General features: G+C 59.8%; 11 protein-coding genes. 8 read left to right on the top strand and 3 right to left on the bottom strand.

The window, feature by feature from the left end; translation table 11 throughout:
- Positions 1-219 precede the first annotated feature (219 nt).
- The 7 genes from BCEP18194_RS14870 to BCEP18194_RS14840 all read left to right on the top strand — a co-directional run bounded on the left by BCEP18194_RS14870 (position 220) and on the right by BCEP18194_RS14840 (position 9,520).
- A complete protein-coding gene (locus tag BCEP18194_RS14870) occupies positions 220-1,344 on the top strand; it encodes an FAD binding domain-containing protein (protein ID WP_011352111.1) in 1,125 nt (374 codons plus the stop codon).
- 276 nt (positions 1,345-1,620) lie between these two features.
- Positions 1,621-2,895, top strand: a complete 1,275-nt coding sequence (locus BCEP18194_RS14865; RefSeq protein WP_011352110.1) for a c-type cytochrome — start codon at positions 1,621-1,623, stop codon at positions 2,893-2,895.
- The gene (locus BCEP18194_RS14860) at positions 2,892-3,392 is read left to right on the top strand and encodes a (2Fe-2S)-binding protein (protein ID WP_011352109.1); all 501 of its coding nucleotides are present in this window, start codon (positions 2,892-2,894) and stop codon (positions 3,390-3,392) included. The genes BCEP18194_RS14865 and BCEP18194_RS14860 overlap by 4 nt, the downstream gene beginning before the upstream one ends.
- Positions 3,392-5,665, top strand: coding sequence for a xanthine dehydrogenase family protein molybdopterin-binding subunit (locus BCEP18194_RS14855; protein WP_011352108.1), 2,274 nt, complete (start codon positions 3,392-3,394; stop codon positions 5,663-5,665). Before BCEP18194_RS14860 ends, BCEP18194_RS14855 begins: the two co-directional genes overlap by 1 nt.
- 45 nt (positions 5,666-5,710) lie before the next feature.
- Positions 5,711-6,628 (top strand): LysR family transcriptional regulator, encoded by a 918-nt coding sequence (locus tag BCEP18194_RS14850; protein ID WP_011352107.1) that lies wholly within the window; start codon positions 5,711-5,713, stop codon positions 6,626-6,628.
- A gap of 387 nt (positions 6,629-7,015) precedes the next feature.
- Positions 7,016-8,233 carry an MFS transporter gene (locus BCEP18194_RS14845; RefSeq protein ID WP_011352106.1) on the top strand — a complete coding sequence of 406 codons (1,218 nt, stop codon included), beginning with the start codon at positions 7,016-7,018 and terminating at the stop codon, positions 8,231-8,233.
- Positions 8,234-8,401: 168 nt separating this feature from the next.
- Positions 8,402-9,520: an alkene reductase gene (locus BCEP18194_RS14840; RefSeq protein ID WP_011352105.1), complete on the top strand. Its 1,119-nt coding sequence runs from the start codon at positions 8,402-8,404 to the stop codon at positions 9,518-9,520.
- A gap of 328 nt (positions 9,521-9,848) precedes the next feature.
- Here the strand turns inward: BCEP18194_RS14840 and BCEP18194_RS39685 are convergent, their stop codons facing one another.
- A complete protein-coding gene (locus BCEP18194_RS39685; RefSeq protein ID WP_011352104.1) occupies positions 9,849-10,085 on the bottom strand; it encodes a DUF1427 family protein in 237 nt (78 codons plus the stop codon).
- Positions 10,086-10,307: 222 nt separating this feature from the next.
- On the opposite strand from BCEP18194_RS39685, the gene BCEP18194_RS14835 reads away from it, so the two are divergent.
- Positions 10,308-11,027 carry a TetR/AcrR family transcriptional regulator gene (locus BCEP18194_RS14835; protein WP_011352103.1) on the top strand — a complete coding sequence of 240 codons (720 nt, stop codon included), beginning with the start codon at positions 10,308-10,310 and terminating at the stop codon, positions 11,025-11,027.
- 91 nt (positions 11,028-11,118) lie between these two features.
- Here the strand turns inward: BCEP18194_RS14835 and BCEP18194_RS14830 are convergent, their stop codons facing one another.
- On the bottom strand, positions 11,119-12,357 hold the full coding sequence (locus BCEP18194_RS14830; protein WP_011352102.1) for a porin: 1,239 nt from the start codon (positions 12,355-12,357) through the stop codon (positions 11,119-11,121).
- A gap of 410 nt (positions 12,358-12,767) precedes the next feature.
- Positions 12,768-13,694 (bottom strand): LysR family transcriptional regulator, encoded by a 927-nt coding sequence (locus BCEP18194_RS14825; protein WP_011352101.1) that lies wholly within the window; start codon positions 13,692-13,694, stop codon positions 12,768-12,770.
- Positions 13,695-13,783: the final 89 nt, after the last annotated feature.

Here is a 13,783-nt window from a genome sequence, read left to right as displayed (position 1 = left end):
TCCGATCAAATCCCCACACCGCCCGAGCAAAACCAGATCGATAGTGGCATCATTCGATCTCCGATCTGACAACACCGTGGGACGTTGCAATACGGCATACGCGTTGGTGGCTGACTCACCCGCCAACGCGCTCTCAGCCGCGGCAAACGCACGCCGGCGGGAAAGACCGACATTCAATCCGTGGTACTTCACACCTGCCGCGCACGGGAGTAAGCGAAGATGAAAGTAGTCGTTGCGGGTGGTTCGATCGCCGGTCTCTCAGCCGCTCTGACTCTTGATTGCATCGGGCACGATGTAGAGATCTATGAGCGCTCGCCTACTCCGTTGCGAGGACAAGGCGGTGGCGTAGCCGTCCTTAGGCGCATGATGGCATTTCTCGAACAGCATGGACATCATTGCCGCGCCATGATCAGCGTGCCAACACGACGCAGACAATGGATCGACCGTGACGGCGTTGTCACGCGAGACGAGCCGGAGATGCTGCCGTTCTCGTCATGGGATGCGGTCTACCGCTCACTCTGCAGCACGTTGCCTCACGGGCAGATCCATTATGGCCATGCCGTCACTGGCTTCGAGCAAGATGCCGATGGCGTCAACATTCATATCGACGGTCGACAGGTTCGTGCTGACGTCCTCATTGCGGCGGATGGAATGGGATCGGCCCTGCGTGCCCACATCTTTCCCGATTATGTGCCGTCGTTCGCCGGCTACATCGCCTGGCGTGGCATTGTCGACGAGGCTGATTTCGACGCCGCAGCGATCGCGACGCTGGTCGAGAACATGACACTCCACAAGGCACCGGGTGAGCTGTTCATGGCGTTTCTGATCCCTGCACTTGACGGCTCGCTCGAACCGGGCGCGCGGCGCTTTAACTGGCTCTGGTATCGCAACGAAACGAACCCGGATGCGTTGCGTCGTCATTTGACCGATCAGACGGGAACGATCCATCATGGGTCGATTCACCCCGGTCAGCTTTCGAACGACTCGGTTGCGAGTCTAAGGCAACTCGCGAGCGAACGGCTGCCTGCCGTCTTCTCTCAGTTGGTCCTCGCCACGCGGGCACCGTTCGTCCAGGCAATCTTTGACGCACTGAGCCCGCACTTTGCCCACGGTCGCGTGGCATTGGTCGGAGACGCGGCATGTACCGTGCGGCCACACACGGCATCCGGCACATCAAAGGCGGCGCGCGACGCCGTTTCGCTCGCTGAATCGCTGCCCGCGGACGCAACCGACGTCGTTGCACGACTTGCTCGATGGTCAATCGAGCGCCGCGCCGACGTAACTTCATTGCTTCGGAAGGGCCCCGAGTTGGCCACGGCATTCGGACTCGGCCACCCGATTTGACTCGACAAAAATCGATGACGATCGCGTTGAATGCGGCATGTACCGCTTGCATGAATACCGGCGTGACCAAGACCCCTTGCCGGGGTGCGACAGACATACCGGAAAGTCACGTCGCCATTGGCTCGTTCTTAAATTCCGCTACGGCGTAGTGCTTAAGTGGGTTCACAACGTTTCAGCCAGCCTTAAGGACATTGTGGCCACACACTCCTAGACTGCTTGTATGATCCGGCGTGCAAATGGCGCGACCGGTCGCGAATCGATCTGCCTGGAGCACGCGTGAAGCACAAACGACTCTGGCTTGGCCTTGCAGGGATCGCACTCGTCGGCTTGGCGATCGCGATCGGCATCATGTATGAGCAAGCGATCGAACCAGTCGAGCCGCGCGCAGTATTCGACCCGCAACTCGTCCGTGCCGGCGCACGGATCATCGCGCTCGGCGACTGCATCGTTTGCCATACCGCAAAAGGCGGCAAGCCGTTTTCAGGCGGATTGCCGCTTGCGACTCCGTTCGGCACGATCTATGCGACAAACATCACGCCAGACCCCGACACCGGAATCGGCCGTTGGTCGCAAGAAGCATTCGCCCGCGCGCTACGACGCGGGATCGCGCGTGACGGCCATCAACTCTATCCGGCATTTCCGTATATCCATTTCACGCGCATGTCCGACCAGGATATCGCGGCCGCCTACGCGTACCTGATGACGCGTGAACCCGTTCACGCTTCAGCCCCCGTGAACGACTTGATCTTTCCGCTCAACTTTCGGCCACCCGTCGCGTTCTGGAACATCCTCTATCTGCGCGAGGGCGAGTCTCGGCCAGACTCGGCTCAGTCGGCCGAGTGGAATCGGGGCAAGCAACTTGTCGATGGCCTTGGGCACTGCGCATCCTGCCATTCTCCACTCAACGCGATCGGCGGTGAACAGGCCGGAAAGACGTTCGACGGCGGCATTGTCGACGGCTGGGAAGCGCCACCGCTCAATATGCTAGGCAGCGCCACGCGACCATGGGCACGAGGACAGCTCGTTGCCTATCTGCGCACCGGCCGTGCAAGTGAACATGGCGCGGCCGCCGGACCAATGCTGCCAGTCACGCGCGATCTCGCGACAGTGCCGGTCGAAGACGTCGAAGCAATCGCCTCTTACATTCTGTCGATCCAGAAACCAGTAACTGTTCAACCTGTGGCTAGCACCATCGCAAGCAAGGTGGCGACAGTGAGCGAGCAACGCGGCGCCTTACTGTTCCAGGCGTCTTGCGCGCAATGTCATGGCCAGGGGTCGCCAATGCAGGAAATCGGCGAGCGCCCGACGCTGGCCTTCAGTACATCCGTCAACGCGACCACGCCGCGCAATGCGATTCAGATGATCCTCAACGGAATCACGTGGCATGGCGAGGATACCCTCAACTACATGCCGTCGTTCATCGAACAATACGACGATCGTCAGATCGCGGATCTGGTGGCTTACATCCGTGGTGCGTATTCGGATCGCCCCGCATGGACCGGGATCGAAGCCATGGCCGCGAAACTCAGGAAGGAGGACGGAGCGCGATGATCGCCATCACCGTGAACAGTGTCCAGCACACACTCGACATCGATCCCACGACTCCACTCCTGTATGTGCTGCGCAACGACCTGCATCTGCACGGAGCAAAGTTCGGGTGTGGTCTCGGACAATGTGGCGCATGTACCGTGATTGTCGACGACAAGCCGATGTTTTCCTGCCTGATTCCGATCGCCGCCATCGGGCAACGCCACGTCAGGACCATTGAAAGTCTCGGCACGTTGGAGCGGCCTGGGCCGCTCCAACGTGCCTTCATCGATCATCAGGCCGCACAATGCGGCTATTGCATCGCCGGAATGATCATGCGTGCGCAGGCGTTGCTCGAACGGAACCCCCACCCGACGGAAAGCGAGTTGCGCGCACACATGGAGCCGAACCTGTGCCGTTGCGGAACCCACATGCGTATCCTGGCGGCCGTGCGTCAGGTCGCGGGCTTACAGCAACCGGAAAACGCTTCCGAACCCGTGACGGTCAGCAAGGCCCTCTGATGAACGACCTCGAGAACCAACACGACGACATAGACGAAGGTCGCCGGAATTTCATCGTCTCAAGTGCGCTCTTCGTCGCATTCAGCCTTGCTCCGGCCTCTCGCGCGGTCGCGCAGGCCGTGATTGCCGACGAAGGCGCCGCCGTCCACGTTTCGAAGGCTACCGAGACGCTTGCAGGCAGCCTGAAAACCAACCCGCTGCTGGATGCATGGATCAAGATTACGCCGGAAGGCAAAGTTACCGTGTTTACAGGCAAGGTCGAGCTCGGCACCGGCGTGCGCACTGCTCTACTACAGATCGCCGCCGAAGAACTGGACATGCGCCCGTCGCTGATCACTTTCCTCACCGCCGATACCGGTGCGTCCCCCGACGAAGGATTGACGGCAGGCAGCCACACGATCGCCGACAGCGGTAGCGCATTGCTGAACGCCGCCGCTCAAGTGCGCGCACTACTGATCGATGGCGCCGCGAAACATCTCGGTGTCGATCCTCACGCACTAACGACCAGCGACGGTTCGATCAAGGCCCCCGACGGGCGCACGATGAGCTACGGCAACGCGGTACGGCTCGTCAATCTTCATCGCGCAGCCACGCCAGCGTCGCCGCTCAGGGATCCCGCAACGTTCAAGGTAATCGGTGAATCGCTGCCTCGGGTCGACATTCCAAACAAGGTCACGGGCGGTGTCAGCTACGTACAGGACATAGAGTTACCCGGCATGCTGCACGCACGTGTCGTGATGCCGCCCGTCTATGACTCGAAGTTGCAGTCTTTCGACGAAGACGCAATTCTGAAGATGCCCGGGATCGTACGAATCGTACGCAACGGCAGCATGCTCGCAGTCGTCGCGCGCGGAGAATGGCAGGCCGTCACCGCCCAGCGTGCGCTTGCGAACGGTTGTCGCTGGTCGACCGGCCGATCGCTGCCGGATCGCAACACGGTTCATGAAGAACTGAAGCGCATCTCGACACAACGCATTGAAATCGCCAATACGCACACAGCGACCGCGCCGGCCACTAAAACGCTGACTGCAACCTTCCTGAAGAACTACCTTTTGCACGGCTCGATAGGACCGTCCTGCTCAGTCGCTCACCTGGAGAACGGTGTCCTGACCGTCTGGACACACTCGCAGGGTGTTTATCCGCTGCGCGACGGGCTCGCCGAAATGCTGTCGATGCCTAAACAAAGCATCCGCTGCGTTCATGTAGAGGGTTCGGGTTGCTATGGACACAATGGGGCGGACGACGCCGCCGCACACGCAGCGCTCATCGCGGTCGCGATGCCGGATCAGCCGGTCAGGGTTCAATGGATGCGTGAGCAGGAGCACGCGTGGGATCACTTCACACCCGCCATGGTCACCGAAATCAGTGCGTCTCTCGACGCAAGCGGGCATATCGTGGACTGGAAGTACGCCCTGTGGAGCAGCTCGCATAACGAACGGATCGTCAACGCCGGCCGACTGCTGCCGGCGCGAATGCTGGAGCCACCGTTTGTGTCTGCACCATCGACACCGATGCTGCAGCCGGAGGGCGGCGGCGATCGCAACGCGATCCCGCTTTACGCCTTTCCAAACATGCATGTCGTCAACAACTTCTCGCCGACGATGCCACTGCAGACGTCGGCGATGCGATCGCTTGGCGCACACATGAACGTGCTGTCAATCGAAAGCTTCATGGACGAACTTGCACACACGGCGGGCGTCGATCCCGTCGAATTCCGCTTACGCCACATGCAGGATCCACGCGCGCGCCAAGTGATTGAACTCGCTGCGACACGCTTCGGCTGGCCTCGACCACCACGAGCTCGTAATCGAGGCGTCGGTTTCGCCTTTGGGAAGTATAAGAATCTGATGGCCTATGTCGCGATAGCGGTCGAAATCACGATCGTTCCGGAAACGGGCCAGGTGATCCTCGAGCGCGCTGAAGCAGCAGTTGACGCGGGACAGATCGTCACGCCGGATGGCATCCGCAATCAGATCGAAGGCGGCATCATCCAGGCGGCAAGCTGGACGTTGTACGAGGAACTGAAGTACGACACGCAGCGGGTTCGCAGCTTCGACTGGAGTAGTTACCCGATCCTGCGCTTTTCGGCGGCACCGCGCAGCTTGAACGTTCACCTGATCAACCGCCCGGGTGCGCCATTCCTCGGCGCGGCAGAGGCATCGATGGGCCCGACCGCCGGTGCGCTTGCAAATGCGATCTTCGATGCGACCGGCCAGCGCCTGCGCGAAATGCCGTTCGCTGGAGAACGGCTCAGAAGGCGTATCGACGCGTAGGCGCGCACGGGTGCTGCCGACTATCAGGGTGGAGAATCGCGACTGATGGATACACTTCTTTCGATGCGCATATTCACACGCATCGTCGAAACAGGCAGCTTAACGCGCGCGTCGGACACAACTGGTCTCACGACGCCGCGTGTATCCGCGATGCTGCGCACACTCGAACAACATCTCGGCTGCCGATTGTTGAACCGCACAACCCGCCGGCTATCGCTGACAGAGGACGGGCAGTCGTACTACGAACGCTGCATCGCCGTACTGCGTGAGATCGATGACATGGAGGCGTCGGTTTCCCGTGCACGCAGCGCTCCACGTGGTCGCTTGAAGGTAAACCTGCCCCCGGCAATGGCCAAGCAGATACTCGTACCCGCACTGCCCGCCTTTCTCGCCTCGAACCCGGACATCACGATCGAACTCGGTGCGACGGATCGCCATATCGACGTCGTAGGGGAAGGCGTCGACTGCGTCGTCCGGATTGGCGCACTCGACGACTCCGGATTGATTGCCAAACGGATCGGCGACCTCACGACCTGTACCTGTGCAGCACCGTCGTACATCGAGCGATACGGAGTGCCCGAGACCGTCGGCGACCTTACGCGACATATCGCAGTCAACCATGTATCACCTGATACGGGTCGCCCCCGGATCTGGGATTTTGTCATTGATGGGGAAGCGCGTATCGCACAGATGTGCGCCTCCGTCGCGGTCAACGATGCCGATACGTATATCGCATGCGGCGTGGCCGGCATCGGATTGATCAAAACCTCGCTGTACCTGGTCACGCCGTATCTGGCGTCCGGCGAATTGCGCGAAGTGCTGACAGACGTCAACTCACCGCCGCGGCCAATCTCCGTGGTGTATCCGCCCAATCGCCACATACCAGCCAAGCTGAAGATCTTCGTTGACTGGCTCTCCGATCTATACGCACAGGTTCCGACGTTGCAAGGCAAGCGAAACTGAGTGGACAGGTCTTGCGCATCACACCGAGCGCTCTGATCAACAAACACACGCCAGCGTGCGGCAGGTGCCTGCGCTGCACGATTCATATCGTTGGGAGCACCGAAACCGTCCAGTTTCCTGCCCGAGTGTGACGTGAGAACAGGCATCTCATGCGCCTGCTGGTCGTCCTTCACTCCGTCAGCATTCAGTTCGAGCGGGCGAATGCTCCGACCCTTTTCCATGAAACGCAACGCTGGGTTGCGTTTCGCTGGCATTCCGATGTTATCGATCGATCAATAAGATTGTCGGCAACACGGTGGACGGCACAACGTTCACCACGATGCTACGCAAATGCAACACCAGCCGGGCCCGATAAACGCCTGGCTCCCCTCGCTCAAGGAGTCGATCATGTCAGAAACTTCACCGTCGCTCGAGGCTCGCGATCGTGCTACGAAGCTCACGCAAGGGCTCATTGCGTTATTCGCGTTCAGTTGCGGTGCGATTGTCGCGAACCTGTACTACGCGCAGCCCATCACCGAACTGATCGCACCCAGCCTGCACATGTCCAGCGACACGGCGAGTTTCATTGTGTCGCTGACGCAGATCGGCTACGCATTCGGCCTGTTCTTCATCGTGCCGCTTGGCGACCTGCTGGAGAACCGGAAGCTGATGATCACAACAGCCCTTGTTTCGATTGCGAGCCTTTCAGCGGCGGCGATCGCCCACACGCCAGGCCTGTTTCTCATGATCTCGCTACTGGTCGGCTTTAGTTCGGTGGCGGTACAGATACTGATTCCGCTCGCCGCGCACTTGGCGCCGGATCATTCGCGTGGCCGTGTCGTCGGTACCATCATGAGCGGGTTGCTGCTCGGCATTCTGCTCGCCCGCCCGCTTTCGAGCGTAGTGGCCGATGCGTTTGGCTGGCGCTTTGTATTCGCAGCGGCTGCCGTGCTGATGACGCTCGTCACGGCTTTGCTTGCGCTGACGATTCCATCGCGCCGGCCTGATCATCGTTCGACATACTTCGAGCTGATCGGCTCGCTGCTGCATCTGGTTCGCACAATGCCCGTGCTGCGTCATCGTGCGCTCTACCAGGGTCTGATGTTCGCATCGTTCAGCCTGTTTTGGACCGCGGTCCCGGTCGAGCTCACGCGTCACTATGGGCTGTCGCAATCGGCAATTGGGCTGTTCGCGCTCGTCGGTGCGATTGGAGCGACTTCGGCACCGGTTGCGGGTCGCCTAGCGGATGCAGGCCATACCGTGCGCGCAACGCTGATTGCGCTGATCGCCGGCACGCTGTCGTACGCAGTGGGCCTATTCCACGGTACCGGCCTGTATGGTCTCGTCGTCACGGGTATCGTGCTCGATTTCGCGGTCCAGATGAACATGGTGCTAGGTCAACGTGAAATTTATGCACTGCATGCGGCAAGCCGTAATCGCCTGAACGCGCTTTACATGACCAGCATCTTCGTTGGCGGCGCAGCCGGTTCGGCACTCGCAAGCCCACTATACGAACACGGCGGCTGGCCGCTCGTCGCGGCGGTGGCCGCGGCCTTCCCGATTGCCGCACTTGCGCACTACCTTGCGATCGGCCGCCCGCATGCACAGCGTCACGCACAGACCTGAACCCGGGCCGGCACCGGTTTAACGCGAACTCGGCTCCCGCTTGTCGCGCCCGCGAGATCCATGCCGGCACGCTTCCCATAAACCTTCCGCAGGGTTGACGGCTCCCGCCGTTCACCGCCGCAACCGACACTGGCGGTATGGCCCTGCTCGTTCGAAAGGAATACCACCATGTCCTCCCTGCTCAGCAACTTCGATCTGAACGGTCTTATCCTGCCGAATCGCGTCGTGATGGGGCCAATGACCCGGTCCCGCGCACCGTATCGCGGCCAGCCAACCGAACTCATGGCCGAATACTACGCACAGCGCGCGTCAGCCGGGCTTATCGTGTCCGAAGCGACCAACGTAAGCCCGGTCTCCGCATCGTTCGAACTCACGCCGGGCCTCATTACCGATGAACAGGTAGCCGGCTGGAAAAAAGTCACCGAGGCCGTCCATGCGAAAGGCGGACGCATCTTCGCGCAGCTCTGGCACGGCGGACGTGTCAGTTCGCTGACGCTACTCGGCGGGCAAGCGCCATTGTCGCCATCCGGCGTGAACGACGATCTCGAACAGTTGCAGGTGTGGGCCCAATTGCAAAACGGGTATTACACGAAGATCCATGCGACACCGTCACGCGCGATGACGACTGACGAAGTGGTCAAGACGATCGATGAATTCCGGCAGTCCGCTGCTCACGCGAGGTCGGCCGGTTTTGATGGTGTCGAGATCCACGCGGCTAACGGCTACCTGCCGCATCAGTTCCTGTCGTCGACGCTGAACCGCCGTGACGACCGCTACGGTGGCACGCTGGCGAACCGCGTGCGCTTTCTCGAGGAGATCATCGCCGCGGTGGGTGGCGAGATTCCGTTGAGCCGTGTCGGTGTGCGCATCTCGCCATACGCGAAATACAACAATGTGCGCGATACGGACCCGGACGCGACATATGCCTATGTCGGCCGCATGCTCGACGAAGCCGGTGTCGCGTATGTGCATGCTGCGGATACCAATGGCTGGAGCGGTGAACCCGACCTGCCACGTATCATCGAGATCGTGCGCAAGAGCTTCGGAGGGGCATTAATCGTAAACGGCGGCATTTCGCCAGATGTCGCAACCAAATTGATCATGTCAGGCGACGCCGATCTTGTCGCGTTCGCACGTGCATACATCGCCAATCCGGATCTGGTCGAACGCATCGCGAACAAGGCTCCGCTCGCCGCACCGCAGGCGGTGGGCTGGTATGGCGGCGATCGGACCGGTTACGTCGACTATGGGCGTCACGACGCAACGGGACACACCACCGGCGAGTGACGGCTACGCGCCTGTCGTACAAGGCGATATCGTGAAACGGACGAGGAGATGGCTCGACGACACAACGCCGAGCCAACCGCAGATTGAAAACAGCAGAGCAGTACGCCGAATACCCGTCCGCTCCGCAAACGCGTGGGAAGGCGTATACACGTGTTTGGGCACCAGTCCGGCTCCCGCCGAGCACCAACCTGTCCTTTCTCGCAGGTGGAAATTCCTAGTCGCTCATTCGAGTACGGTCCACACTCTACGTACCGCCGCATGTTGGCACCAAGTGGCGCGACCTTAATTCCGATTCGAGAAAAGTCTTCTCATGAATCGGTCGCCGCCCCTATTTTTCATGGTGACGGAGTGTGGTTCCCGGGCCATTCGCGTCGGCATGAGATTCGAGTCCCTGCACGATCGGCGGCCTGAGTTGCGCCTGAACGAACGGGATCGCGTGCTCTCCCAGTACGATACCAAGTAGTCCCACGAGCGCGATCAGCGGCGGCGCCGGCGATTGCACACGCACCAGGGAATAAAGTAGGCCGACGACGAAGCCAGCAGCCAACGATATCAAATAAGGCATGGTCCGCTCCGTTCATGGAGTCGTGCTCGGCGTGCGACGTCCGGCTGGATGCCAGATGAACGCGGCAATTTGAAAGGAGATTAGTGAAAACCGATCTTAAAGTCCTTGTCGCGAACTGAATTTTCCTGAAATCGATGACAATCTGTCACGAGCGCGGCACCTATCGTTTCTTGCTATTTTTCGACCGATAGGTTAAGAATGCCCGCTATCAGGAGCCCATGAATGAGCGAACGCAAGCGCAGCACGACGCCCCGCAGCCGCGGGACGAACGTCCCCGATGATGCCGTCACGCCAGGTCGGCGACTCACGCCGGAGGCGCGCGAGCGACAAATCATTGAGAAAGCGATCGAGCATTTCGCGACACACGGCTTTTCCGGCAGCACGCGCGAACTCGCGCGGCAGATTGGCGTTACGCAACCCTTGCTCTACCGTTACTTTCCGAGCAAGGAAGCCCTGATCGATCGGGTGTACGACGAAATCTATACCTGGAACCCTGAGTGGGAAAAGCTGATTGCCGATCGCACGATCCCGCTTCAGGCGCGCCTCGTCACCTTCTACAGCTCCTATTCACAAACCATTCTGCGGCGCGAGTGGATCAGGACGTTCATTTTCGCCGGGCTTAGCCGCGAAGGCTTCAATACTCGCTACCTGTCGCGGCTCCGCGAGCGCGTGTTCCTGCCCGTGTTGCGCGAGTTGCGGGACGCTTTCGACATCGCAACACCGACGACGGCAGCCCAGATCGACGCGGAGATCGAGCTGATCTGGAGCTTGCACGCGAGCATCTTCTACTTGGGCGTCAGGAAGTGGGTGTATGGCTTGCCCATCCCTGACGACCTCGATGCCGTGATCGAACGGCAGATCATCGCTTTCCTGCACGGCACGCCAATAGCGCTAAAGCAACTCACCGGCAGCGTGACGCGCGCACGCGGCAAGCAGCGCTGAAGCGCAAGCGCTTTGCGCTACATCGCATCAAGGCGCTACGACTGACGGTTGCTACCTTCTCGAATGGACACCGCAGTATGCCGCGCACTGGTCAGAATCGATGCGCGAGGCCGATCGCATCCACGAACTGCTGTCGTGACGCCGATGGTGTCATCCCATTGATCGATGCCACGGCTGATTGCCCAAGCGAGTCGACACCAGATGCACGCTGATAGACCGCGATCATATAGACATCCGTGCGTTTCGACAGCGCGTAGTGCACGCCAGCATTGATCTGGTTGTAATGCGCCCCAATCGCATCGGGACCACGCGTAAGCGTGTACGAATATGATGCCCCGAGCGATACGGCAGGGGCAATTCGATAGGCCCCATTGACTTCGATCGTATTGAATGTTGCGCTACCGACGTAGCCTTGCGGATTGGGGCCAGCGTCTGAACCTAGTCCGACAAAGCGCGTGTTCGTATACGCTGCCCCAAGCGTCGCCCTGCCTAGCGTATAGCTTGCTCCAGCACCAATCGTTTGTTCACGGCTAGCGGATGCATATCCAGCCATAACGGGATTCTTCTGCGGCGTCGTCTCCGAGCCGAACGAGCCGATGTTATTTACCAAATTGCCGCCCCCGTTGGGTTGGTTGCCCCACATGGACACGTTCGGGTCGTACGCGCTCAGATATCCGACGCCAATGCGCAGCGCGCCGCCCACGTAGCCCGCACCCGCCGCAATGACCTGATTTCGCGCCATTTGACCCGCGACTCCGCCAAAGCCATACATTGCACTGGCTGACCATCCATGCCAGACAGGCGACGAAATCTTTACTGAATTGTTCTGTCGCACCGTTAAGCCGAGATTGTCGATATCGTCCGGATGCGCGGTGATGAAACCGCCCCACTGCGTAACAGTCGTTAGTGGGGAAAGGAAATCCACCACGGGTGAATATTGTCTCCCGAGCGTCAAACTGCCCAGGCTATCGTTCGATAGACCCACGAACGCCTGCCGGCCGAACAGTGCGCCACCCTGCCCGAGAAAGCCGTTCGCCACGCTGAAGCCGTTCTCGAGAGTGAATATCGTAGACGTGCCGCCGCCGAGGTCTTCCCTACCTCGAATACCGAACCGACTACCGACATAAGCCGAAGTGGTTGCATCCTGCAGCGAGACCTGACGGGCACCGTGCAATGTGCCACCGACCTTGTTCACCTGCGCATTGCTCACGAACACCACGTCTGGGTCAACGATGCCGTACAGCATTACGCTACTTTGTGCGCAGACACCGAACGCCCATCCGAGCGGCAACATAGCCACCACGACTTTTGCACTTCGCAGGATCGTCATACCCACTCCAATAATTAGTAATACGTATTAATTTTCGAACTACAACTGAAAGGGTCGACCGATGAACGAGAATCCGGTTGTACTCATACCCCGCGATTCACATGAACGCTGGTCGCTTATCCACCATCAATTTATCGACCGATAAATTATAAGATGACGAAGCGCGCCAAGAGAGGCATTTTCTTGTCGGTGTTTACCCGTTTGGGTGTGAGGTGCCCACGGAACGCTCGAGTTCGATCGACGAACTGTCCGACATATCAGGCGCCCCGTAACGGAGCCTCGTGCCGGCAATCCTGAACCTTGCGTAGCCGTGAGTGCGTCGTAGAGCAAGTCTTGGTGCGCGGCCGATCACAGCCATGCGCGGATCCATTTCCCAGCGATCCGCTCACGCCGGCGCGCAGTATCGCTACCTAGCTCGAAGCATCCGAGAACGCACCGGAGTTCGTGATGCGATGTCGAAGAAAATCCAGCAACGCATGCACTTTGCGTGAGTGGCGGCGATTCGGAAGATAGGCGGCATAAACGCAGACGGTCTGGTCGAGCGGGTTGACCGAGTAGTCTTCGAAAAGCCGCCTCAGCCGCCCCGCCACCACATCCTCTTCGACGAGCCATTGGGGCAGCAGCGCAATACCAAACCCGCTGATAACCGCCTCGCGCAGCACGTCCGAGTTGTTCACCGAAAGCCTGCCATTGATCTCGACATGTACGGTGCCGTCTGTGCGAGTGAACGACCACCGCTGCAAAGCAGCTTCGTACGCAAAACGCAGGCATTGATGGTGTCGCAGATCTTCCGGTGAGGCGGGCACCCCGTTGCTCTGCAGATAGTCATGGCTCGCGACCACATAGCGATGATGCTCCGCCAGGCGATTGACGATCAGATTGGGCTGGTTTGCAGGTGAGCCGATGCGGACCGCAACGTCAATTCGCTCGGCAGCCAGATCGAGAGTCGAATCCGACAGCACCAGGTCCAGGGACACGCGGGGATGCTGCTGCAGGAAGCTTGCTATGTGCGGCCCCAGGCACAGGCGCCCGAAAGTCACCGGCATGGAAACACGCAGCGGTCCAACTGCGTCAATGCCCGTGTCGGACACACTGCCATCGGCTTCGTCGAGGTCCGACAGCACGCGTGTGATCTGCTCCAGATACGCAGCACCGGCATCCGTCAACGTCACCTGACGTGTCGTCCGAGTCAGTAACGCGCTTCCAAGCGACTGCTCCAACGCGTCCATCAGGCGAGTCACCGACGAAGTGGCAACCCCCATGCGGCGAGCCGCCTTTGAAAAGCCCCCCGTTTCTGCGACGTCAATGAATGCCCGCAAGGCGAGTAGCTTGTCCACGTTATGTCCTTTCCCTTTGCACACACCGCAACGCTGGTTTGCGATTGACTCATATTCACTTACTCTGACGCAAAGCCTAAAGTACTCGT

It is taken from the genome of Burkholderia lata (assembly GCF_000012945.1).
Classification (GTDB): Bacteria; Pseudomonadota; Gammaproteobacteria; order Burkholderiales; family Burkholderiaceae; genus Burkholderia; species Burkholderia lata.
This window is presented reverse-complemented; position numbering and strand designations above follow the sequence as displayed.